Below are 23,002 nucleotides of genomic sequence, written 5' to 3'. Positions count from 1 at the left end.
ATCGATTTCCTGCCGAGAGAGGGGCAGATGAGAAAGGAAGGTGGAAGTCATATGAACCAATCGTGCGTGGCGAACGCACCTCTGAGAAGATGCCAGCCCTACCCTGTTGGTATGGCCAGATCCCACTTCACTCTAGCCGCGCTCTCGACCGCGGCCGTTCCCGGGGCTGACATCGTCTCGACCAGGCCAATCGGCACAGGTACGGGCGGGCGTTACGACTCCGCCGTCGTCACCTTGCGCGACCGCAACGAACTCATCGTTCGAGTGCCGACGTCGCAAGATGCCGAGACCGAGCAGTCTCGCGACCTCGTCGCCCTCAACGCCCTCACGGCCGGATTCCGAGGCCGTCTTCCGTTCGATGTTCCTCAGGTCGAGGGCCAGACACCGGTGGCGAACACGCGCGCGATCGTCTACGGCTACATCACCGGCAACCCCGCCGTGTTGGCCGAACTCGACGCGGCCGATCCGGTGGCCGAGTCGATCGGGCGCGCCATCGCATCCATTCACTCTCTGCCGACATCGCTCGTCACCGACTCGGGACTTCCGGTGCAGACGGCGGCCGATGCGGCGCGTCTCGCCCGCATCACCAAAGACAGGGCAGCCGCCACCGGCGCAGTGCCCTCTGATCTGCTTGCACGCTGGTCGACGGCGCTCGAAGACAGCGCACTCTGGCAGTTCCAGCCGACCGTCGTGCACGGATCGCTCTCGCCCGAATCCTTTCTCATCGCCGGTGATGCGGTGACGGGAGTGCTGGGGTGGTCGCAGCTGCAGGTCGGAGACCCCGCGTCGGATCTGTTCTGGCTCAGCTCGGCCCCCAGCGAACAATTGGCGACCCGCGTCTTCGGCGCCTACAACCTGGGCCGCAGCACGCCGGTCGACCGTCAGCTACGAAAGCGGGCGCGCCTGTACGCCGAGCTCGAGATCGCCAAGTGGCTGCTGCACGGCACCGAGAAGCACGACGAGACGATCATCTCCGATGCGAAGACGATGCTGGCGGGCCTGTCTGTGAGCGTGGAATCGGACATGCTGAATCCTCTGTCTACCGACACCGGCCAGATCATGGCCGTCGAAGAAGTCGAGGAGATGTTGCGTCGCACACCGCGCGCCGACGTGTCCTCTGCGCGCGACAGCACGCGGGTGAGTGGAATCTCGGAAGACTAGAACGGCCAGAGCTCGAGCAGCTGTTTCTCTGAGAACAGCTGCTCGGGTGCGATGACTGTGTCGTCTGCGACGAAGTAGAAGACCGCGTCGATCAAGTCAGGGTCGATGCCCTTCCACTTGGCGTAGGCCAGACGGTAGAGCGCGAGCTGCAGCTGCTTCACCTCGAGGTCTTCGGGCGTCGTCGGTGCTTTTCCCGTCTTCCAGTCGACCACTTGGTAACGCTCGCCCTCGGCGAAGATCGCGTCGATCTTGCAGACCACGACCTGGGTTCCGAGCACCAGGTGGATCTCGATCTCGACCTCGAGCGGCTGTCTGTCGGCCCACGGTGACGCCTCGAACGTGGCCTTGAGGGCGTCGAGTTGCGACTGCTCGAGCGGAAGCTCGTCGGCTGCCTGGTCGCTTTCGCCTGCCACGACATCGATCAACTCCGCGCTACCCGCCATGCCGTAGCGACTCTCGACCCACGAATGGAAACGCGTGCCCAGTCGTGTCTGCCGGAACGGCTTCTCGGGCATCGGGCGGCGAAGCGATCGCGCGACGGCGTGCGGATCGGTCACGTAGTCCTTGAACCGCGAGGCAGCGATTCGGTTGGGAACCGGTGCGTGACCCGCCTCCTCGACCTGTCGGTCACGTTCGGCCAGGAGCAGGTCGAGGTCGCGCTGCCACCGGCCGGCCGTGAGGGGCTGCGGGCTCTGGATGCGCTCGAGCACCGATTCGGCGGCCTGCTCGACGCGGCCACGTCGAGCGCCCAGGGGGTCGAGGGGCCATCGTGCAGTGAGACCCTCGCCCTCGAGCGGGTTCTCTTCGTTCTCGGGATACTCCGGTACGTCATCGATCAGACCGGAGTGCGCGAGTTCGGTCAGAAAGGTCGACGCGCGGCGCGGCTTCGACTGCGTGGCCCAGAACGAGCCGGTGAGCAGCAGCGAGTTGCGCGCGCGGGTGACTGCGACGTAGACGAGTCGCCGCTCCTCTGCCAGGTGTTTCGCCGCGAGCTGGGCCTGGAAGGTCTTCACCGAGTTGTCGAAGGCCTGTTGCGACGCAAGGCCGCGCCACTCGAGCGATGGCAGCGATGAGGCATCGCCCCTGAACTCGTAGGGCAGGACTCCGAAACGGAGCCACCCTTTTCCTTCTTTGCTCTGGGCTGGAATCTCATCGGCGACCAACCTGGGCACGGCCACGACGTCCCACTCCAGGCCCTTCGACCCGTGGATCGTCAACAGCTGCACGGTTCCCGGCTCCGGCTCATCGGTGCGAGGACTCAGGTCGTCTCGCTTCTCTGCCCGGTCGAGCCAGGCGAGGAAGCTGCCGAGGGTTCCCTCGTCGTCTCCGGCCAGGAACGAGGCGATCTCGTCGTGGAACGCATCGAGCGCTCCGCGGGAGCCGCCGCTCGCCGCGACCCGCTCGTTGGCGGCGAGTTCGACGTCGAGCAGCAGCTGCTGCTCGACGAAGCGCACGAAATCGATGAGAGGGAGATTCGCGCGGGCGCGGAATGTGGCCAGGGTGCGCCCAGCGTGTCGCAGGCGTTCGAGCCCCTGCTCGGAGAAGCGCTCGAGTTGATGGTGCGTCGACGCATGCTCCGTGACGAAATCGAGGGCGTCGACGATCGATGCCGAATCGTCGGGCGCCACCGATTCGCGCATGCTGCGCTTGACGTCGTCGGGCACGGCGCGGTGAAAGGAGTCTCGAGCGGCGAGCCAGCTCGCGACCTCGGTCAGGGCCCTGAGATCGCGCACTCCGATGTTCCATCGGGCACCGGAGAGAAGCCTGATCAACGACGAGCCCGCTGAAGGGTCGTGGGTTGACCGGAGGGCACTCACGACGTCGACCACCTCGGGCGAGCTCAAGAGTCCGCCAACACCGAGGATGTGGAACGGGATCCCTCGACGGTCGAGAGCAGCCGCGAAGAAATCCATGTGGCTTCGAACCCGAAACAGCATCGCAGCGGACAACGGCGGTTCTTTGCCGGTGTCGTCAGACGACGCGTGCGATGCGAACTGCTGAGCGAGCCAGTCCGCGACCGCTTCGGCCTCGTCGTCGCGAGTCTCGAGGAAGCGGTACTCGACACTGCCCGCGGGTGCTTCGGGTCGCGGTCTCAGGCGATGCACGTCGACGGGAGCATCTCTGCGCAACGGCTCGACGAGGGTGTTCGCCGCGTCGAGTACCGAGCGCGAGTTGCGCCAACTCGTCGACAGCGAGAAGGTCGGAACGGTACCGGAGCCGAAGTCGCGTCCGAACCATCCCAGGTTGCTGGCGCTGGCGCCTCGCCACCCGTAGATAGACTGATGCGGGTCACCCACGGCCATGACGCCGTGGCCTCCGAAGAGTCTGGCGAGCAGACGCGTCTGCACGACGGACGTGTCTTGATACTCATCGAGAAGCACCACGGAGAAACGCGAGCGATATTCGTCGACGATCTGCGGATTGCGCATGCAGATCTCGAGCGCCAGCGCCACCTGGTCGGAGAACTCGACGAGGCCCTTCGCCTGCTTCTGCCGAGCGTAGGATCTGGCGAGATCGACGAGCAGGGGAAGCGCGCTGACGGGCTCGATAGCGGCGCCTATCGACGCGTACGGAGTCGACTTCGCCTTGCCCTCTGTGTAGGGAAGGTCTGCCAGGTACGTGAATCTCTCGGCCAGCCCGGCCACGCCCGCGGCATCGACCACGTTCTCGCTCAACTCTGAGCTGAGCGAGAGCACGGCTTCGACGAGTTGATCGAGGCTCTTGCCGAGCGGCACGAGCCTCTCGTCGCCCTCCGCGAGCAGAACCCGTCGAGCGAGGCCCCATGCTGCGTTCTCCCCCAGGAGCACCGACTCCGGTTCGCGTCCGACGAGCAGCGCGTTGTCTCTGAAGATCGTGTTGCCGAACGAGTTGTAGGTCGACACAGTGGGCCGGTCGAAGAGGTCACGCGAGTCGGTGGCGCCGTCGAGCCCGCCCGCGGCCGGGACGGCGGCGGCGGGGAGCAGCCCCGCCCTGCGCAACGAATCGATGTGCCCTGTGATGCGGGTGTTCAATTCGCCGGCCGCTTTGCGAGTGAAGGTGAGCCCGAGGACTTCGTTGACCTGAACCTGACCGTTCGCCAGCAACCAGACGACCCTGTTCGCCATCGTCGCCGTCTTGCCGCTCCCGGCGCCGGCGATGACGAGAGACGGGACGAGGGGCGCCTCGATCACCGCGCACTGCTCCTCGGTGGGGCGGGGCATGCCCAGGGCCTCGGCCAATTCGACCGCGCCGATCATGCGCTCACCGCCCGGATCACGTGTATACGACACGCGCCATGCGACCACGGATCGAGACAGTGAGATCCGATGCGAGCCTCGACGTGCGAGCCGGCCATGCCCGACGCATCGGCGATGATGCGTCGCCGGAACTCCTCGAGTTCGGAGGACGATCGGGGGGCCTGAGTATGGTCGACGAAATTCTTACCCCGTGACGATTTCGACACGATGAGGAGTCGTGCCCCGCCCGACATGGCATCGGCGGGCACTCCCTCGATCAGGCCCGCATCGAACGCGAGCTGATACGCCCCCAGTTGCGCGTTCTCGCCGATCTCCGAGGCGGAGTAGGCGCGTTTGCCGGTCTTCAGATCGACGATCACCACTGATCCGTCGGGGTAGAGCTCGACCCGATCGATCGTGCCTCTGAGAACCGCCTGGTCGACCTCGAGTTCGAACTTCGATTCCGCGCCGAGGAGCGTTCCGCCCTGGCGGTCGAACTCGGCGAGATACGTCGACAGGCGGGAGACGAGCTGCCTGGCCTCTCGACGTTTGATCTCGCTGAGCCACGACGATTCGAAGTACAGTTCGCTCCATCGCGAGTCGACGAGATCGAACAGCGCCTCTTCGCTCGTGTCGGGGGCGTCCGACGTCGTGCTCGTCTCCATGGCCTCGTGAATCAACGTTCCCACTTGCGACGAGGTGTTCGACGATCCTCCCCCGAGATGATCGATCAGCCAGTTGAGCGGGCAGGTCTCGAAGGACTCCATGCGCGATGGCGAGACGGTGACCCGGGACTCCTCGTCGGACAGATCGACGAGCGGCTCCGACGAACTCGCCCCCGCGAGTCCGTACCACTCGGCCGGATGCGCACCGGGCACGGCCTCACGCGCGAGAGTGGCGAGTGCCGACACCGACTGCGAGTCACCTCGGGTAGCGACCGATCGTCGAAGGACCCCTACGAGGCCACGAAGAGACAGCGGCGTGCGGGATATGGCCCCGGGAACAGGCTCGGGGAGCAGCCGGAAGAGAGGTGACGGTGACGAATCGTCGTCGTCGACCGCGGTGACCAGCAGCTCGGCAGAGGCGCGGGAGATGGCCTGGGCGAACATACGGAGCTCGTCATGGAGCACAGCCGTTCTCTGATCGAGCACAGCCGGCGCCTCGCCTCGCCTCGCCCCCTCGAGGGCATCGGCCCCGAGCAGGGTGCCCCGTATTCGCAGGTTGGGCCAGACGTTCTCCTGCACCCCTGCCACCACGACGAGGGCGAACTGCGTGCCGACGGCGCCGGCCGGTGAGGTGACGGTGACCGCCCGAGCGGTAGCCGCCCTCGCCAGAGTGTCTTCGGGAACGTCGACGTCGAGCAGCTGCTCGAGGAACACGGTCGCCGGAGCCTCAGGCGACCGCTCGACGAACCTCTTGGCCGATGAAAAGAGTGCGACGACGGCGTCGAGTTCGTGCGACGTCTCGTCGGCGATGAGGCCAGTTCCGAGGGATTGCGCGCGCCAGGGCTCCGCGAGGCCGCTCGTCTCCCAGATCTGCCACAACAGCTCTTCGACGCTCGCTTCGGTGGAAGCGGCCTTGCGTGCGATGTCGATCATCGAGGCAAGGAGACGCGCCTTGCGACCCACTCGCGGCTCGATTCGAGCGAGGACCAGCGGCATCTGCAGAGCGTCGACCAGCAGCTCGGACCCGGTACGGTGCCCGCCGGCCTCGAACTCGAGTTGCCGAAGAGCGCGCTTCAGCCGCCGAAGGAGCACTGCGTCGGAGGCCGCCAGCGGACTCAACAGAAGCGACTCGGCGAGGTCGCCCGTGAGCTCGCGGCGCCCGAGCGCGACTTCGAGAATGGAGGCGAAGGCGCGGACCACGGGTTCGTCTCTCAGCGCAACACGGGCCCGGGACACGCGAGTCGGCACGTCGAAAGCGGCGAGCCCCCTCTCGAGAGGCGCGATCTGCGATCCGCTGCGAACGATCACCGCCATGTCGTCCCATGCGACGTTCTCGAACACGTGCGCCTCGCGAAGACGGCGCGCGATCACTCCGATCTCGTCGGACGGGCTCGTGGCGAGAACCGTGGAGACACCCGGTCGCACACGGGAGTGCGCGGCCTCGCCGGCCGCAACCGCTCGGCGCTGGCTGCCCGCGCGCGCGGTGCCGATTCGGCCGGTGACGTCGGCCACGAGCGACCGCAGCTGGGCACCGTGCCGATGCACCGTGTCGAGCACGATCGGCGGTTCGGTCGACACACCGAGATAGTCGCCCAGTCGAGCGAGGGTGTCCGGGTGCGCTCCGCGGAACGTGCCGGTGCTGATGTCGGGGTCTCCGAACGCCACGACGGCCACGCCCCGACGCGCGAACTCGCGGACCAGAGTGAGGGTGGCGAGGGTCGACTCCTGTGCGTCGTCGAGCACCAGGAGTCGCAGCCGCGCGAGCGATCCGACCGCCGCTTCGAGTTCGTCGGGCGCCGACTCCGCCGCCCGCAGCAGCACAGCTGCCTCTCGAGCGAGTTCGGCGGAATCGAAACTGCGGTCGCGAAAACTGGTCTTGACCCGGTCGTACCCCTCGATGAACTGCGCGGCGGCCGCCCACTCCGGCCGACCTGCAGACTCGGCGAGCGTCGCGAGCCGATCTGTGGATGTGCCCGTCTCGACAGCGCGCATCATGAGGTCGCGCAACTCGGTGCGGAACCCTCGAAGACGCCGAACGTCCTCTGCGAGATGGTCGGGCCAGGAAGGGCCGGACGCGTCGGCAATGTCACCGTCGAGCAGCTCGGAGATGATCTGGTCTTGTTCTGCGCCGGTCAGGAGAACGGGCGGCTCATCGCCGCGCACGGCCGCCACTCCCCGCACAATCTGGAAAGCTATCGAATTCGCCGTTCGAGCGAGCGGGCCGTTCGACGGCACCGCCATGCGAAGGGCGAGGCGATCTCTCAGGGCCGTCGCCGATGCACGCGTGGGGGTGATCACGAGAACCTCATCGGGCGAGAATCCGCCGTCGTGCACGCGATGGCAGAGCAGCTCGACCAACGTCGTTGTCTTGCCTGTGCCCGGCGCGCCTATGACGGCGCAGCTGGCCGAGTCGCCGAGCGCCAGGACGCGCAACTGCGCGGGGTCGCTGGCGTAGGGCCGATCAAATTCCACGAGAGCAAAGCTAACGTGTGCCGCCGACACAGGTCGGCATCCCCGGCATCGAGCCTGTTCGCTATCGGCGAGTCGCCGGAGTCTCGGATCGGCGTGACGGCTCGCGATTCTGTCCTAATCTGGACGCATGGCCCCAGAGCGGGCCGCAGCACTTGTGAAAGGTAGCCCTGGTGGATATTCGAATCGGCATTGCCCACTCCCCCCGCGAGATCAGCTTCGAGTCGGGCCAGTCCCCGGCCGACATCGAGAAGGCCGTCGCCGAGGTTCTGAGCGGAGCCTCCGGCCACCTGTCGCTGACCGACGTCAAGGGCACCGTCTACCTCGTTCCGGCGACGACCCTCAGCTACGTCGAGATCGGCGCAGAAGAGGCACGACGAGTCGGTTTCGTCCTCTAGCCTCATGGAGCTGCTCTTCATCACGCTCGGCGGCGCCATTCTGGGCCTGATCGCGCGCTACAGCTTGCCGCGCCGCGAGAACCACGGAGTTGCGTTCATTCCGTCGATCGGCGCGGCGGTGGCGTCCGTCATCTGGGTCGCCCTCACTTGGGCAGGCCTGCCGTGGGACGGTGGCTGGATCTGGGTGATCAGTCTCGTCGTCACCGCTGCGGTGGTGACCATCGCGGATCGCGCGATTGGCAGCTCCCGCGAGCGTGCAGACATGGCTCGGTTCAACCTGCTCCGCACGCCGTCCGCCGCGAACTGATCCGATGGCATCCCTCGCCGAGGCCGAGCAGCTCGATGCACGCGACCCTCTGGCGGCGCGGCGCCACCTGTTCGTCGGCGCCGATGACGCGAGCATCGTCTCCTATCTCGACGGCAATTCCCTCGGCCGTCCTCTTCTGAGCAGCGCCGCGCGACTCGCGTCGTTCGCATCGGATGCCTGGGGCCAACGTCTGATCCGTGGCTGGGACGAAGAGTGGTTCGATCTGCCGCTCGCCGTCGGAGACCGGATCGGAACAGCGACCCTCGGAGCCGCTCCGGGCCAGGTCGCTGTGGGCGATTCGACCACCGTGCTCCTCTACAAGCTCATTCGCGCGGCTGTCGACGCGCGGCCCGGTCGCACCGAGATCGTCGTCGATACCGACAACTTTCCGACAGACCGATATCTCGTCGAGGGCATCGCCGCCGAGCGCGGCCTCTCTCTCAGATGGATCGAGTCCGACACGCGGGGCGGCGTCTCCCCCGCCGACCTCGAGGCCGTGGTGAGCTCCGACACCGCCCTGGTGCTCCTGTCGCAGGTCGCCTACCGATCGGGGTTCCTGGCCGATGTGCCCGCGCTCACGGCGCTCGCGCACGACGCCGGCGCGCTCGTGCTGTGGGATGTCTGCCATTCGGTTGCGAGCGTGCCCATCGAGCTTGACGCGTGGGGCGTCGACATCGCCGTCGGATGCACCTACAAGTATCTGAACGGTGGCCCGGGATCGCCTGCTTTCGTCTACGTTCGCCGCGACCTGCAGAGTGACCTGTCTCAGCCGATCCAGGGATGGATGGGGCACGCTGCGCCATTCGAGATGGGCCCCGGTTACTCCCCCGCGTCAGGCATGCGGCGGTTCCTTAGCGGCACGCCGTCGATCGTCGGCATGCAGGCCCTTCGTGACATGGTCGAGCTCATCGACGAGGTGGGGATGGCGGCGATCCGCGCGAAGTCGGAGACTCTGACCCGCTTCGCCATCGATGCCGTCGACGACTGGCCCGCATCCTGGGGCGTCGAGGTCGCGACCCCGCGCGAGGCAGAACGCCGGGGCAGTCACGTGACCATCGAGCATCCCGCATTCAAACAGATCACCGCCGAGCTGTGGCGCCGTGGCGTCATCCCCGATTTCCGCGCCCCTCAGGGAATGCGCCTGGGACTGTCTCCTCTGTCGACGAGTCACGTCGAGCTCTGGAACGGCCTCGAGGCCGTGCGAGAGCAACTCGTCAGGCTGTGAGCCCGAGCCCGTCCATGCGGCGGGTGTGTGCCGCGATGACCTCGGTGAACACCGGTTCGATGCGCTGCTCGTCGGAGTTGCGGTTGTCTGTGTGGTGGATGGCGGAGCGGGCGACGAGAAGAGTGTCTCCCACCACGCGGCGACCCCACATGGCAAGGTGCGATCCGAGCTTTGGATCGGTCGCGATGCCGTCTGCCACGATCGTGGCGATCGCGTGCCGGCCGGTCTCGGCGTCGAGGATCTGCACCATGCGCGGACCCGACCCGTTCTCGAGCCCGGCGGCGAGATGGATGAAGAAATCGTCGAGGATGCCGGCGCTCACGTAGAGGCTCGTGAGAGCCTCGAACCAGGTCGCCCCCGCGACGACCTCGCGATAGTCGTCGATCGCAGCAGCGAACGGCTGCATGATGACGGCCGGATCGGCGACGTGCCGACGGATCTCGGCGACCAGCCGTTCGTGCTTGTCGAGCGCCTGACCGGCGGCCGGGCCGAGAGACTCCTTGTGGGCGACGGTGGGCGCCTGCGTGACGATGCGCGAGAGCGACTCGAAGAGCGAGAGCTGGATGTAGGCGGCCTGGCCCAGGTACGGCAGCAGGGCCGGAGTGAGTTCGGCGAGATTGACGCGCGGCAGTGCCACGGCCTCGCCGCGCGGCTTCAGGCGGGGCACCTCGAGGCGCACCTTGGGCCGGCGAAACGTGAACACCCTCGTTAGCCTAGCGGCGCGCCGCACCCGCCAACGGACCCAACGCGCCCTTATTCGTGTCGATCCAGTAAACTCGGGGAAGCCCTGACACAAATCGGGGCGTCTACGCCGCCCGCCAGGCGCCATCGCCGGCCTTCGACGCGCAGGGGACGGACCACTCCGGTCACGATCCCCGCCTCGACCACTCTCCCCAGCGGCGTAGCCCGATAATTCATGACAGGGCATCACACAGTGACTTTCACCGATCTAGGCATCGACCAGGACATGGCCGACGCTCTTGCAAGCAAGGGCATCCTCGAGCCGTTCCCCATCCAGACCCAGACGATCCCCCTCGCCCTCGACGGCCAGGACATCATCGGCCAGGCCAAGACAGGCACCGGAAAGACGTTCGGATTCGGCCTCCCGCTGATCCAGCGCCTCGGACTCACCCCGGAGAACGGTGTGCAGGCGCTCGTCGTCGTGCCCACCCGCGAGCTCGCAGTGCAGGTGACCGAAGACCTCGTACTCGCCACGTCGAACCGCCCCACGACGATCGTGTCCATCTACGGCGGCAAGGCCTACGAGGGCCAGATCGAGCAGTTGAAGGCGGGCGCGCAGATCGTCGTCGGCACCCCCGGTCGACTGCTCGACCTCGCGGGCCAGCGACTGCTGAACCTCGCCAACGTGCGCGAGATGGTGCTCGACGAGGCCGACAAGATGCTCGACCTCGGGTTCCTCGCCGACATCGAGAAGCTCTTCGCGCAGACCCCGGCGACGCGTCACACCATGCTGTTCTCGGCGACCATGCCCGGCCCGATCGTGGCCCTCGCGCGCCGATTCATGACGAAGCCCATCCACATCCGGGCTACCGACCCCGACGAGGGCCAGGTACAGGCGCAGATCAACCACCTCATCTACCGCGCCCACAACATGGACAAAGACGAGGTCATCGCCCGCATCCTGCAGGCCGAGGGCCGCGGCAAGACCGTGATCTTCACCCGCACGAAGCGCGCCGCGGCCAAGCTCGTCGAAGAGCTGAACGACCGCGGATTCAACGCCGCGGCAGTGCACGGCGATCTGAATCAGGAACAGCGCGAGCGTGCGATGGCGGCGTTCAAGGCAGGCAAGAAAGACATCCTCATCGCCACCGACGTCGCAGCACGCGGCATCGACGTGCTCGACGTGACCCACGTCATCAACCACACGATCCCCGAAGACGAGAAGGCGTACCTGCACCGCGTCGGTCGCACGGGCCGTGCCGGCAAGACCGGTATCGCCGTGACGTTCGTCGACTGGGACGATCTGCACAAGTGGGCGCTCATCAACCGTGCTCTCGAGTTCGGCCAGCCGGAGCCGACCGAGACGTACTCGTCGAGCCCGCACCTCTTCTCCGACCTGAACATCCCGGCCGGCACCAAGGGCCGTCTGCGGCCCGCTTCGCCCAAGACGGATGCGCCCGCCACGGACCGCGCCCCGCGTGGTTCGGGCGACTCCCGTCCCCCGCGCACCCGCTCGCGTGCGCCGCGTTCCGCCGGCACAGAGTCGGGTACAGCGAACGCTCCCCGCACCACGTCTGCAGACGGTGCCGGAACCCACACGGGCACGGGCCCGGAGCACCACGACGGCAACAGCGCGCCTCGCCGTCGCACGCGTCGTCGCACACCACGCGCCGCGGAGTAGATCGACCCGTTTCGTCAGTCGGGCAGCACGGGCTTCCAGCCCGTGCTGCGCTCGACGAGGCGTTCGAGCACCTCGGGTGAGGTCTGGTTCTCCGCCAGTCTGTTGGGCTTTCCCTCGCCGTGATAGTCGCTCGACCCCGTGATCGCCAGGTCGAATTGGGCCGCGAGTTCTCGCAGCCGCGCCTTGCCGTCTTCGGTGTTCTCGCGGTGGTCGATCTCGAGCCCGAACAGACCCGCGTCGACGAGTCGCGACAGTTCCCTCTCGCTCACGACGCCATCGCGCCCGTGTGTGGCGGGATGAGCGATGACAGGAACGCCGCCCGCCGCCACGATGAGTTCGACCCCCGTCAGCGGGTCGGGCGCGTAATGCGGAAGGTAGTAGCCGGCCTGCCAGTGCAGGATTCCGGCGAACGCATCGCTTCTCGTCACCGAGTGTCCCTTGGCGACGAGAGCGTCGGCGATGTGCGGCCGCCCCACGGTCGCCCCGTCCTGCGTCTGCGCCAGCACATCGTCCCAGCTCAAGTCGTAATCTGCGGCGATGGCCTGCACCATGTCCTCCGCCCGGGTAAGCCGGGCAGACCGGATGCGCGCGGTCTCGGCGACCAGCCCGGCGCTGTTGGGATCGAAGAGATACGCGAGCATGTGGATGCTTGCACGGCCTCGGCGAGTCGACAGCTCCATTCCGGGAATCAGGGCGATTCCCGCCTTCCGAGCCTCAGCGGATGCCGACTCCCAGCCGGCCGTCGAGTCGTGGTCGGTGAGGGCCACGGTACCCAGTCCCGCTTCCGCTGCCGCGCGCACGAGCCTGGCCGGAGTCTCGGTTCCGTCCGAGGCACTGGAGTGTGTGTGCAGATCGATCGGCCCTGGGGGGAATACGGATGCCATCTGCCCATCGTACGAGTTCGAGCACGCACGGGCTCGCCGCTACGATGAGCGCATGAGGTCGACGATCCGCGAGGTGCTCCGGCTCGCGGGCCGCACGTGGCCCATGCTGCTGGTCTGGTTTCTCGGCGGCTGGATCGTGCGCTGGATCGTCATCCGTATCGCCGCCGAGCTCGGGGCGATCGACGCGACGCTGGGCCTGATCGTTCTGCCGATCGCCGTGCTGGCCAGGCTGGTGTCGTACATCGGCATGTTTCTGGTGCTCCGGGACTCCATGCCCGCCTTCACTCGGCTCGCGCAAGGCAACGTCACCGACGACTCCGCCGAGGAGACAGCCCTCGGTTTCCGCGACATTCTGCTCTCGAGCGTGCTCGTCTTCTTCGCGTTGTATTCGGCGATGGATCTCATGCGCCAAGACCTCCTGCAGTACGCAGGTCTCGCCATCGAGTCCGACAACTTCTTCACCTACGCCGACTCCGGCACGACCGTGCTGGCCGTCACCGCCACTCCTGGGTCGGTCGCGGTGGCCATCATCGCCTTCGTCGGTCGCTTCGCCCTCAAACGCCTGCGATCACGGTTGCCGGCGTGGACCTCGATCATCACGGTCTACCTCGAAGCGGTGTGGGTGTTCATCGCGGTCAACGTGTTGTCGAGTCTCTTCAGCGTCGTACCCGACTGGATCGACAGCCGCCAGTTCATCCGGTCTCTCGACGACCTGCGTCAGACACTCGTCGAGAATTCTCTGACTCTGAGGCTCGCGTGGGATGGCGCATCCTGGGTCTGGAACTCGAGCAGTGAGATCGTCTTTCTCGCCCTGGCCTGGCTTCTCGTCGCCGGCGTCGTCTATGTGCGTTCGCTGACGACCTCGCGGCTCGAGTTGCGCCGGCGCGACCGCCCCCGAGGACCGCTCCTCGGGGCCACCCTGAACTCCGCCCCAGTCGGCCTGGCTCGCCGTGCGCGACCCTTGTTCGACGACGCCATCGAGATAGCGAAGCCCCTGCTTCTGAGCGCCAGGGTGATTCTGAGAGGCGGCATCGTCTTTCTGGCCGTCTACGTCTTCGCCTACGCCCTCTGGGTGAGCATCGGCGACTGGGTGCTCGCGGGAATCTACGCGGCGATCGGCCCACATCCCTACGCGTGGTGGATGGCGACCGATCAGCCGATCGGCTTCTTCATCGATCTCCTCGTCGAGCCCGTGCGCATCAGCCTGCTCGCGGTCGCGTTCGACTTCTGCCTGAGGTCGTCTCGCCGCGCCGCCGATGTGGCGCTCGACGACATGTCTTCCGACGTCGATGCGCTCGAGACCTCCGACGGCGAGAGTTCCAGCTCGAGGTAGTTCGGTGACAGTCCGGGCTTCTCGATCTGCACCCACGAACCCGTCTTCGCGGCGCCGCCCGGAAGAGTAGCGGCGACGATGAGCCTGTAGGGCGCGCCCTCAGAGTCGGCGCACGTCGTCTGCGCATCGCCGGTCGAGGGGAACTTGCGGGGCAGGTCGACGTTGGCGTTCCAGGTGCGTCTCTCCGGATGCTCCGGGCTCGTCGCCGAGATGGTGAGATTGCACGAGTCGACGGGTCCGTCGCCCGGCGTGACCTCGAGAATCGCCACGATCAGATCCAGATCGGGCTCGAGTTCGAGCTCGTCGCCACCCTCTGTTCCGCCGCGCACGAGCACCGTGTCGTCGACCCTGAACTCGACGCCGCCGTAGACGACGCTGTCACCGCCGGCCACCTCGATCGGGCGGGAATAGAGGTCGTTCTGGTAGTCGAACCACTCGCTCGACGTGGTGAGGATCAGTGTTCCCGGCAGCAGCACGGCGAGGGCCAGCACCGGCCAACGATTTCGTCTCCACCACGCCGGCTCGGATGCCTGGGCCGGCTCGCCGGGCTGCTCCGCGCTCACAGGACCCTCTCTTGGGGCCGCGACACCGCGACGTCTGCTTCGACGGGAAGCGACGTCAGATCGACCTGCGTGACGAGGCGGGAGTCGAGAACCGCTTGAAACGATGCATTGATGCCGATCTCGGCCCTGGCAGCCTCTGGTGATCTCAGTGCCTCGTCGGAGACTTCGAACAGAATGACCCCGGCCGAGGCGATGCCGGGTCTGACGCTGCCGTCGTCGAGCGTCACCAGAGGCAGACGTTCGGTCGCGTAGTAGGTCGTGTCGCCGATCGTGAGGGTCGGTCGGTACAGCGACGAGGGTTCGAACCTGGCCGCGATATCTGCGTCGACCACGACCCAGGTTCCCGTCGTCTCGCCTGTCCACTCACTGTCGGCGGCCGTGGCGTCGATCGACGATGCCAGGCGCACGGCGGTCACCGACCCCGTGAGCGTGCGGCCGGTCAGGACATCGCCGATGTCGCCGCGCACGTTGAAAGGCGCATTGATGTCGTCGCCGTGCGGCGTGATCCCGTAGACCACTACCGTGGCCGTCAGCGCGACGACGACCGTCAGCGCCGACACCGCGCCACGTCGGGTCACTCGCACGCGGGCCGTCATCGGGCGTCGTCCTTCGCGAAGTCGAAGCCTCGGTCGCCCACGACGAGGGAGACGTCAGCCGTGACGACGGGGTTGTCCCACGTGTCGTCGAAGAGGAACCCTTTTCGGAAGGTCTTGTCGAGCACGTGCACGGTGATCGTCGATCCGGCTCGTTCGTCGGTGGCGGGGATCTGCCACAGCAGAACGACCTCTTGCGAGACCCCGGGCTGCAGCATGGCATTGCTCGAAGACTCGCCGATACGGATGACCTCATCGGCTTGCGGGTCGCCGTTGGAACCCGTGAGACCGTCGACCAGGACGTTGTCCTTCGACTTGTCCATCGGCGTCGTCGACACGTTGGTGATCAGCGCTCGTACCGCGAGGAACCGATTGCCCTCGTCGGGCTCGAAGTACGGATCGAACCCATCGGCGAGAAACGCGTCCGTGATCGTCACATCGAGCTGCTTGCCCTCGATGACCTCGCCGCTCGCCGCCTGCGCAACCGGCGGCTTCGCCACCGTGTTCAACCCTCCGAATCCAGCGACCGTTCCGAGCACGACGACGATCGCCGAGACGACGTAGAGAGCGGGAGAGGCGCGCTCGACCAGCGAGACCAGACGCGACGTCGAACGGTCACGGACGGCTGGCATGCGTCTAACTTACTCGGCACCCGAATCGATGGCTCAGAATAGATGCATGGCCGACGCACAGAAGACAGACAACTCCGACGCTCCGACGCAAGCCGAAGCGTCGAACAGAAGCACCACCCCGGGCTCGACGACGTTCCGCGATTTCATCGCCAGCGGGTGGGCGGATCGAACCGACATCGTCCCGCCGGCCCGGCCCGAGGCATCCTTCGCCGCGGCGCGCCGCGACGCAATCTCGGCTCTGCACCCCGACGAGACCCTGGTCATTCCCGCCGGTGATCGCAAGCAGCGCTCCAACGACACCGACTATCCCTTCCGCGCCCACTCCGCGTTCTCGTGGCTCACGGGCTGGGGCTCCGACAGCGAGCCCGGAGCCGTGCTGGTGCTCGCCCCGCGGGCCGGCGGTGGACACGACGCGACGCTCTACTTCCGTGAGCGGGCGGGGCGCGACTCCGACGAGTTCTACGCGAACTCGGAGATCGGCGAGTTCTGGATCGGTGCCCGACCGTCACTCGCCCAGGTCGCCGGCGACCTGGGGATCGCCACCCGCGGCATCGCCGACTTCGATGCCGTTCGACAGGCGGCGGATGCGTCGACCCGGATCGTACGCGAGGCGGCCGGCGATCTGCTGACGGGCTCAGACGACGAGCTCGACGCTGCCTTCGCCCGCGATCTCTCCGAGCTACGCCTCGTGAAGGACTCCTTCGAGATCGAACAGATGCGATTGGCCGTGGCCGCCACCGCGCGCGGCTTCGACGACGTGATTCGTGACCTGCCGAAGATCTCTGCGCACCAGCGCGGCGAACGCCTGGTCGAGGGCGTCTTCAACACACGCGCCCGGGTCGACGGCAATGCGGTCGGTTATGACACCATCGCCGCGTCCGGACCCCACGCGTGCATCCTGCACTGGACCACCAATGACGGGCCCGTCGTGCCTGGCGATCTGATGCTGCTCGATGCGGGGGTCGAGGTCGACACTCTCTACACCGCCGACATCACGCGCACCCTACCGATCTCCGGCACCTTCTCCCCCGTGCAGAGAGACATCTACGAAGCCGTGCGCGAGGCGGCCGATGCGGCCTTCGCCATCGTGCGTCCTGGCATCCGGTTCCGCGAGATCCACGCCACCGCGATGGCCGTGATCGCTCGGCGTACCGCGGAGTGGGGTCTGCTGCCCGTCTCGGCCGACGAGGCTCTCGAGGCCGACAACCAGCAGCACCGCCGGTACATGGTGCACGGCACGAGCCATCACCTCGGCATCGACGTGCACGACTGCGCCCAGGCACGGCGGGAGATGTACATCGACGGCATCGTGGAGGAAGGAATGGTCTTCACGATCGAGCCGGGGCTCTACTTCCAGCCGGATGACCTGACGGTTCCCGAGTCGTTCCGGGGTATCGGCGTCCGCATCGAGGACGACATCCTCGTCACGGCCGACGGCGCAGAGAACCTCTCTGCCGACATCCCGCGTACGGCAGACGACGTCGAGGCCTGGATCGCTCGCCTGAGCTAGTTTCGAGCGAGGGCGCTCGTCGATCAGGCGGCGGGCGCCTCGAGCACGTTCTTCGCCTTGTTGGCCACATCCGGGCTGACGAGGAGGGAGTAGCTCGTGGCGATCACCTGCATGGTCGAGGTGAAGTCCCGTCGTCTCCGTGAGATCGAGTAGGTGACGATGCGGAAGATCATTCCGAAGCCCGCGCCGATGAGGCTGGCCGCGGCGATGAACGGGAGCGATGTCGCCGTCGGCGACAGGATCACGAGGAAGAAGCCGAAGAACAGGCCGAGCCACAGTCCGCTCAGGGCCCCGGAGACAGCAGCCCTGGCGTAGCTCTGCTTGCCCAGCACGCGCTCGACCGTCTTGAGGTCGCTACCCACGATAGAGACCTCGGCAACCGGAAAATCGGCGTGCGCGAGCCGGTCGACCGCGCTCTGCGCCTCGACGTACGACTCGTAGGTCGCAACGACCTCACCCCTGGGCATCGTCGCGGAATTGCTGGGCGTACGGCCGCCGAATGGCATCTGGTTACTCACAGGACCATCCTCCCATGACCCTCATGTGGAAGGTCTAAGTTAGACGTGTGAGTGCCACCAGAGTCTTCGTCGCCCGTCTGGCCGGGTGTACCGTCTTCGACCCCGCCGGCGATCGACTCGGCAAGGTCCGCGACGTGCTCGTGGTGTACCGCAGAACCGAGTCGCCGCGGGTCGTCGGACTGATCGTGGAGATTCCGGGCAAACGCCGCGTCTTCCTGTCGATCGGGCGTGTGACCTCGATCGGCAGCGGTCAGATCATCACGACCGGCCTCATCAACGTGCGCCGCTTCGCGCAGCGCGGCGGCGAGGTGCGCGTGATCGCCGAGATGCTCGGCCGCAAGTTCGACTTCAACGACGGCAGCGGCGAGGCCACGGTCGAAGATGTCGCGATCGAAGAGGTCGGCCCCGGCGAATGGCAGGTCGCTCAGCTCTTCGTGCGCCGGCCGAAGGCGGGCGGTTCACCGTTCGCCAAGGGAGCGACCTCGTTCGTGCTCTGGCGGGAGGTCGTCGAGCAGACCAAGGGCGGCGAGGCCCAATCCGCGGAGCAGCTCATCGCGACGTACTCCGATCTCAAGCCCGCCGACCTCGCGTCGACGCTCATGGATCTTCCTCAGGCGCGCATGCTCGAGGTGGCCGAAGAACTGCCGGATGCCCGCCTCGCCGACGTTCTCGAAGAGATGCCCGAGAGCGAACAGGTCGAGATCCTCGGACAGCTCGGCGACGACCGCGCCGCAGACGTGCTCGATCAGATGCAGCCGGACGATGCGGCCGACCTGATCGCGCAGCTGTCCGGTGAACGCGGCGAGGCTCTGCTGAGCCTGATGCAGCCCGAGGAAGCCGACGACGTGCGCATGCTGCTGTCGTACGAACCCGACACGGCAGGTGGTCTCATGACCACGGAGCCGATCATCGTGTCTGCCGATGCGACGGTCGCCGAGGGCCTCGCACTCATCCGACGTCAGGAGATGGCCCCCGCGCTGGGCGCCGCGATCTGCGTCACCCTGCCCCCGTACGAGCCGCCTACGGGACGGTTTCTCGGCATGGTGCACTTCCAGCGCATGCTCCGCTATCCCCCGCACGAGCGCCTCGGCACACTGCTCGACTCGAGCCTCGACCCGGTCACGGCCGATACGTCCGCGGCCGAGGTATCCCGCATCCTCGCGAGCTACAACCTCGTGTCCGTTCCGGTCGTCGACGACAACCACCGACTCGTCGGGGTGGTGACCATTGACGATGTCCTCGACTATCTACTGCCCGATGACTGGCGAAGTCACGACGGCGACGACGAGAAACGCACCCCGACGCGTTTCCCCGAACGAACAGTCCCCGTTCCCACGAAGAGACCAGTACGCATAGGCGCACGAAGGAGGGCCGGCAATGGCACGCAATAACCGCTCAGACGTTCGCCTCGACGCGCCCAAGGGCCTCCGCAGCAATGTCATACCCCGGCGCAACCGGCAGAGCCGCGACAGATTCGGCCGAGGAACAGAGGCCATCGCCCGCGGCATGGGAACGCCCTGGTTCCTCGTCATCCTCACGGTGTTCGTGGTGGCATGGATGTTCTACAACACCACGGCGCCCGAGGGCCTGCGGTTCGACGACGCGGCGATAGGATTCACGGCGCTCACGCTCATCCTGTCGCTGCAGGCCTCGTACGCCGCGCCTCTGATCCTGCTGGCGCAGAACCGACAGGACGACCGCGACCGGGTGCAGATCGAGCAGGACAGGCAGCGTGCCGAGCGCAATCTGGCCGATACCGAATACCTGGCCCGCGAGGTCGTCGCCCTCAGACTCGCCATGAAAGACCTGGCCAGCAAGGACTTCATCCGCACGGAGTTGCGTGCGTTCCTCGACGAACTCGATCGCGACGCCGAGCCGGATGCCGAGGGTCGCCGTGCAGCCGGATCACCGAGTGTCTGAGGCGCCCGACGCACAGCTCGGTGAGGCCGTCCGGCAAGCTTTGGCGCGCGTCATCGACCCGGAGATCCGCAAGCCGATCACCGACCTCGATATGGTCGGCGGCGTCGACGTCGACGAGGCGGGTCGCGCGTCCGTCGATCTCAAGCTCACCATCGTCGGATGCCCGGCAGCAGACACCATCGAACGAGACGTTCGGGCGGCGGCGTCCTCCGTTCCGGGCGTGACGACGGTCGACGTCGACGTCTCCATCATGAGTTCCGACGAGCGCAGAGCGCTCGTCGACAAACTCCGAGGCTCGGGAGCCCATCGTTCGGTGCAGTTCGGACCCGAATCGCTGACCCGCGTCTACGCGGTCACCAGCGGCAAGGGCGGGGTGGGCAAATCGACCCTGACGGCGAATCTCGCCGTGGCCCTCGCCGCCCGCGGGCTGCGGGTCGGCATCGTCGACGCCGACGTCTACGGGTTCTCCATACCCGCGATCCTCGGTCTCGTCGACGATGACGGGCTCGCGGTGAAGCCGACCCGCGTCGGCGACATGATCCTGCCCCCGGTGGGTCGAGACGTGAAGGTCATCTCGATCGGCATGTTCATCGACTCGGCGCCCGGATCGGGCTCGTCCGGCGGCGCGGTGGCGTGGCGCGGCCCGATGCTGCACCGCACGATTCAGCAGTTCCTCACGGATGTTTTCTTCGGCGACCTCGATGTACTCCTTCTCGACCTTCCGCCCGGAACGGGCGACATCGCCATCTCGATAGGGCAGCTGCTCCCGAACGCCGAGGTCATCGTCGTGACGACTCCTCAGCCCGCGGCGGCCGATGTCGCCGAGCGCAGTGGCATCGTCGCGCGACAGACCGGTCAGCGCATCTTCGGAGTCATCGAGAACATGGGTCCACTCACTCAGCCTGACGGCTCGATTCTCGACCTGTTCGGATCGGGTGGTGGCGAGGAGGTCGCCAGACGGCTGTCGGCGGGACAGGACGATCCTGTTCCCTTGCTCGCATCGGTTCCCCTGAGCCTTCGGCTGCGCCAGGGAGGCGACACGGGTGATCCCCTGGTGCTTGCAGACCCCTCTGATCCGGCAAGCGTCGCGATCCTCTCCGTCGCAGACCGGATCGCGACCCGGGGACGTCAGCTGGCCGGTCGCCGGCTCGGCGTCTCCCCTCGCTGAGCCGACTCATCCTCCCCAGAGTCCGCACGCCGAGGCCCATCCACAGCATCGACCCTCGTGGGGAAGAAACAGCCTTTCGGGGTCGGTCGGTGCGTCTAGCCTGCCCGCATGATCGACGACGCGTATCCGGTTCCCTTCGCCATCGAGAGGCGCACCGCGCCGCACGCTGTCGTGCTCACCAACCGCAGCTCCGAACGCCTGACCGCTTTGTCGTTCAGCCTGCTCGGAACCGGTGCCCTGCGCACGAGCGCTCCGCTGATTCTCGACCCCGGCCGCCAGGTCAGGCTCGTGGTGACCGGCGAGGAGCTGCCTCGTCGGGGCATCGTCGTCGTGCGCTGGTTCCGGCCAGACGGCACCGAGTATCTCTGGCGCATCACCTTCTGACGAGACGATGGAACGCGGACGCTCCCGGAGAGGGCTGCGTCTTCGTCCTAGAGAACGACGATCGCGGGAAGCCAGCCGAGCACGAGATCCGCCACGACCGGGATGACGACGACGAGCAACGCGGTGACCGCGACGCAACCCACCAGCACAAGGCCGGCGAGTGTCCACGGCGACGACGTCCAGTCAGCAGAGACGGAGTCGTCGGTGACCACGAAACCGTCCGGTCCAGAGAAGAGGGAGGTGACCGAGTCTGTCTCGTCGACGTCGCTTGTCATGCCCTCAATCTACCGCCCTCGGCCGCAGAATCAGGTCGACTCCGAGTCGAACGGCGTGGCCGTGCCCTCCGACGACTGCGACGCCACACCGTCTTTCTGCCGAGACAGGTACGCGGGTTCGGGCCTCGATACGGGCTTGATGACCGGAGCTGCTGCGGCGGGAGCGTCCTCGAGCAACGCCTCGCGGATGATGCGGCGCGGATCGTACTGGCGCGGATCGAGCTTCTTCCAGTCGACGTCGTCGAACTCCGGGCCCATCTCCTCTTTCATGCGCACCTTGGCGCCGTTGGCGTAGTCGCGCAGAGTCCTGACGAGGCGGCCGAGCTTCGCCGCGTAACTCGGAAGCTTGTCCGGACCGAGCAGGAAGACCGCTATGACTCCGACGAGCAGTAGCTTCTCGAACGACAACCCGTTGAACACCCTCACAGACTACCTCCGCCGCGTGGCTCGCGTCTGACAGGGTGCCCAGTACCTATGCTTGCCTTCGGGAGAGTGACGTGTCAGGTAAAGAAATGAATTGGAAGTACTCCGAGGACATCGTCCTGGAGCCGGCCGGGCTTGCGCAGGCTCGCGCGCACTCGCTCGAACTCGGCATCGATCCGGTGTCGCCCGCAATCGGCGCGCAACTCGGTGTTCTCGCCGCGGCATCCGGTGCTCAGGCGATCATCGAGGTCGGCACGGGTGCCGGCGTGTCGGGTCTATGGATGCTGCGGGGTGCGCCCCACGCGTCGATCACGTCGATCGACACCGAGGTCGAGTACCAGCAGGCCGCCCGCGCCGCATTCCTGGCAGACGGCATCCCGGCCAATCGCTTCCGGCTCATCGCCGGGCGCGCGGTCGACGTCCTGCCGCGGATGAATGAGAACTCCTACGATCTCGTGCTGATCGACGCCGACACCGACAATGTGATCGAATACGTCGAACACGGTCTCCGACTCGTGCGCAAGGGAGGAACGGTCGCCGTTCCCCACGCTCTCTGGCGCGACCGCGTGGCTGACCCCGCGCAGCGCGACGACACCTCGACGGATTTCCGCACCCTCATCACCGAGCTCTCGAAGTCGAGCGCGGTGCTGGTGGCCCTCTCCCCCGCGGGCGACGGACTTCTGCAGATAACAAAAGTCGGCGACTGATCGTCGGGGAGAATGGGTGTGAACCCGTTCTCCCGTCGGATCAGCCGCCGAGCTTCGCTGTGTGGTGCGTTTCTGGAACGCAGCCAGATCAGGCGGGGGTCACTACCCCCGCGAGAGCATCGTGCAACTCTTTCGCCTCGGCATCGTTCACCGAAACCACGAGGCGACCGCCTCCTTCGAGTGGCACTCGCACGATAATGAGGCGTCCTTCTTTGACAGCCTCCATTGGTCCGTCTCCGGTCCTGGGCTTCATGGCGGCCATGCGGCTCCCTTTCGTCGTGAACTTCTAT

Annotated in this window: 22 protein-coding genes; 12 read left to right on the top strand and 10 right to left on the bottom strand. The window is 66.6% G+C overall.

Features of this window, described 5'->3' with window-relative positions; translation table 11 throughout:
• Positions 1 to 111: 111 nt before the first annotated feature.
• Positions 112 to 1,161 carry a phosphotransferase gene (locus ASE64_RS11245; RefSeq protein WP_055780393.1) on the top strand — a complete coding sequence of 350 codons (1,050 nt, stop codon included), beginning with the start codon at positions 112 to 114 and terminating at the stop codon, positions 1,159 to 1,161.
• On the opposite strand, the gene ASE64_RS11240 is transcribed toward ASE64_RS11245, so the two are convergent.
• Positions 1,158 to 4,430, bottom strand: a complete 3,273-nt coding sequence (locus ASE64_RS11240; RefSeq protein ID WP_326939674.1) for an ATP-dependent DNA helicase — start codon at positions 4,428 to 4,430, stop codon at positions 1,158 to 1,160. The two genes, ASE64_RS11245 and ASE64_RS11240, sit on opposite strands and share 4 nt — an antisense overlap.
• Positions 4,394 to 7,513, bottom strand: coding sequence for an ATP-dependent helicase (locus ASE64_RS11235; RefSeq protein WP_235480593.1), 3,120 nt, complete (start codon positions 7,511 to 7,513; stop codon positions 4,394 to 4,396). Before ASE64_RS11235 ends, ASE64_RS11240 begins: the two co-directional genes overlap by 37 nt.
• A 170-nt stretch (positions 7,514 to 7,683) precedes the next feature.
• Between ASE64_RS11235 and ASE64_RS11230 the strand changes: the two genes are divergently transcribed.
• Genes ASE64_RS11230 through ASE64_RS11220 form a run of 3 tightly spaced genes read left to right on the top strand, consistent with a single transcriptional unit; the run spans position 7,684 to position 9,440 of the window.
• Positions 7,684 to 7,908, top strand: coding sequence for a DUF3107 domain-containing protein (locus tag ASE64_RS11230; RefSeq protein ID WP_055780384.1), 225 nt, complete (start codon positions 7,684 to 7,686; stop codon positions 7,906 to 7,908).
• A 4-nt stretch (positions 7,909 to 7,912) separates the two neighbouring features.
• Positions 7,913 to 8,215 carry a hypothetical protein gene (locus tag ASE64_RS11225; protein WP_055780382.1) on the top strand — a complete coding sequence of 101 codons (303 nt, stop codon included), beginning with the start codon at positions 7,913 to 7,915 and terminating at the stop codon, positions 8,213 to 8,215.
• 4 nt (positions 8,216 to 8,219) lie between these two features.
• The gene (locus ASE64_RS11220; protein WP_055780379.1) at positions 8,220 to 9,440 is read left to right on the top strand and encodes a kynureninase; all 1,221 of its coding nucleotides are present in this window, start codon (positions 8,220 to 8,222) and stop codon (positions 9,438 to 9,440) included.
• Here ASE64_RS11220 and ASE64_RS11215 read toward each other — a convergent pair.
• A complete protein-coding gene (locus ASE64_RS11215) occupies positions 9,430 to 10,143 on the bottom strand; it encodes a ferritin-like fold-containing protein (protein WP_055780376.1) in 714 nt (237 codons plus the stop codon). The two genes, ASE64_RS11220 and ASE64_RS11215, sit on opposite strands and share 11 nt — an antisense overlap.
• Before the next feature lie 231 nt (positions 10,144 to 10,374).
• Here ASE64_RS11215 and ASE64_RS11210 point away from each other — a divergent pair, with 231 nt between their 5' ends.
• Positions 10,375 to 11,802, top strand: a complete 1,428-nt coding sequence (locus tag ASE64_RS11210) for a DEAD/DEAH box helicase (protein ID WP_055780374.1) — start codon at positions 10,375 to 10,377, stop codon at positions 11,800 to 11,802.
• 14 nt (positions 11,803 to 11,816) lie between these two features.
• Here ASE64_RS11210 and ASE64_RS11205 read toward each other — a convergent pair whose 3' ends face one another.
• Complete coding sequence (locus tag ASE64_RS11205) at positions 11,817 to 12,686, bottom strand: PHP domain-containing protein (RefSeq protein WP_055780371.1); 870 nt, start codon at positions 12,684 to 12,686, stop codon at positions 11,817 to 11,819.
• 52 nt (positions 12,687 to 12,738) lie between these two features.
• On the opposite strand from ASE64_RS11205, the gene ASE64_RS11200 reads away from it, so the two are divergent.
• Complete coding sequence (locus ASE64_RS11200) at positions 12,739 to 14,019, top strand: hypothetical protein (RefSeq protein ID WP_055780368.1); 1,281 nt, start codon at positions 12,739 to 12,741, stop codon at positions 14,017 to 14,019.
• A gap of 559 nt (positions 14,020 to 14,578) precedes the next feature.
• Here ASE64_RS11200 and ASE64_RS11190 read toward each other — a convergent pair.
• Positions 14,579 to 15,178: a hypothetical protein gene (locus ASE64_RS11190; protein WP_055780362.1), complete on the bottom strand. Its 600-nt coding sequence runs from the start codon at positions 15,176 to 15,178 to the stop codon at positions 14,579 to 14,581.
• Entirely contained in the window at positions 15,175 to 15,807 is a 633-nt protein-coding gene (locus tag ASE64_RS11185; RefSeq protein ID WP_055780359.1) for a hypothetical protein, read from the bottom strand. The genes ASE64_RS11190 and ASE64_RS11185 overlap by 4 nt, the downstream gene beginning before the upstream one ends.
• Positions 15,808 to 15,835: 28 nt before the next feature.
• On the opposite strand from ASE64_RS11185, the gene ASE64_RS11180 reads away from it, so the two are divergent.
• Positions 15,836 to 17,317 carry an aminopeptidase P family protein gene (locus ASE64_RS11180; protein ID WP_442853833.1) on the top strand — a complete coding sequence of 494 codons (1,482 nt, stop codon included), beginning with the start codon at positions 15,836 to 15,838 and terminating at the stop codon, positions 17,315 to 17,317.
• Between the two features lie 23 nt (positions 17,318 to 17,340).
• Here the strand turns inward: ASE64_RS11180 and ASE64_RS11175 are convergent, their stop codons facing one another.
• Positions 17,341 to 17,835 carry a general stress protein gene (locus ASE64_RS11175; RefSeq protein WP_235480592.1) on the bottom strand — a complete coding sequence of 165 codons (495 nt, stop codon included), beginning with the start codon at positions 17,833 to 17,835 and terminating at the stop codon, positions 17,341 to 17,343.
• 47 nt (positions 17,836 to 17,882) lie between these two features.
• Here ASE64_RS11175 and ASE64_RS11170 point away from each other — a divergent pair, with 47 nt between their 5' ends.
• The 4 genes from ASE64_RS11170 (at position 17,883) to ASE64_RS11155 (ending at position 21,307) form a co-directional block, all read left to right on the top strand.
• Positions 17,883 to 19,226 carry a magnesium transporter MgtE N-terminal domain-containing protein gene (locus ASE64_RS11170; RefSeq protein WP_055780353.1) on the top strand — a complete coding sequence of 448 codons (1,344 nt, stop codon included), beginning with the start codon at positions 17,883 to 17,885 and terminating at the stop codon, positions 19,224 to 19,226.
• Positions 19,213 to 19,755, top strand: coding sequence for a DUF1003 domain-containing protein (locus tag ASE64_RS11165; protein WP_055780350.1), 543 nt, complete (start codon positions 19,213 to 19,215; stop codon positions 19,753 to 19,755). Before ASE64_RS11170 ends, ASE64_RS11165 begins: the two co-directional genes overlap by 14 nt.
• The gene (locus tag ASE64_RS11160) at positions 19,715 to 20,923 is read left to right on the top strand and encodes a P-loop NTPase (RefSeq protein WP_055780347.1); all 1,209 of its coding nucleotides are present in this window, start codon (positions 19,715 to 19,717) and stop codon (positions 20,921 to 20,923) included. The genes ASE64_RS11165 and ASE64_RS11160 overlap by 41 nt, the downstream gene beginning before the upstream one ends.
• Before the next feature lie 108 nt (positions 20,924 to 21,031).
• Entirely contained in the window at positions 21,032 to 21,307 is a 276-nt protein-coding gene (locus tag ASE64_RS11155) for a hypothetical protein (RefSeq protein ID WP_055780344.1), read from the top strand.
• Between the two features lie 47 nt (positions 21,308 to 21,354).
• Here the strand turns inward: ASE64_RS11155 and ASE64_RS11150 are convergent, their stop codons facing one another.
• Positions 21,355 to 21,582 carry a hypothetical protein gene (locus tag ASE64_RS11150; RefSeq protein WP_055780341.1) on the bottom strand — a complete coding sequence of 76 codons (228 nt, stop codon included), beginning with the start codon at positions 21,580 to 21,582 and terminating at the stop codon, positions 21,355 to 21,357.
• Positions 21,583 to 21,612: 30 nt separating this feature from the next.
• The gene (locus tag ASE64_RS11145; RefSeq protein WP_055780338.1) at positions 21,613 to 22,002 is read right to left on the bottom strand and encodes a twin-arginine translocase TatA/TatE family subunit; all 390 of its coding nucleotides are present in this window, start codon (positions 22,000 to 22,002) and stop codon (positions 21,613 to 21,615) included.
• 77 nt (positions 22,003 to 22,079) lie between these two features.
• On the opposite strand from ASE64_RS11145, the gene ASE64_RS11140 reads away from it, so the two are divergent.
• Complete coding sequence (locus ASE64_RS11140; protein WP_055780336.1) at positions 22,080 to 22,712, top strand: O-methyltransferase; 633 nt, start codon at positions 22,080 to 22,082, stop codon at positions 22,710 to 22,712.
• 88 nt (positions 22,713 to 22,800) lie between these two features.
• On the opposite strand, the gene ASE64_RS17180 is transcribed toward ASE64_RS11140, so the two are convergent.
• Entirely contained in the window at positions 22,801 to 22,974 is a 174-nt protein-coding gene (locus ASE64_RS17180; RefSeq protein WP_078714890.1) for a DUF3117 domain-containing protein, read from the bottom strand.
• Positions 22,975 to 23,002 lie beyond the last annotated feature (28 nt).

The organism is Agreia sp. Leaf210 (genome assembly GCF_001421485.1).
Lineage (GTDB): Bacteria > Actinomycetota > Actinomycetes > Actinomycetales > Microbacteriaceae > Agreia.
The sequence above is the reverse complement of the archived record's forward strand: the minus strand, read 5'-3'. Positions and strand labels throughout refer to the sequence as shown.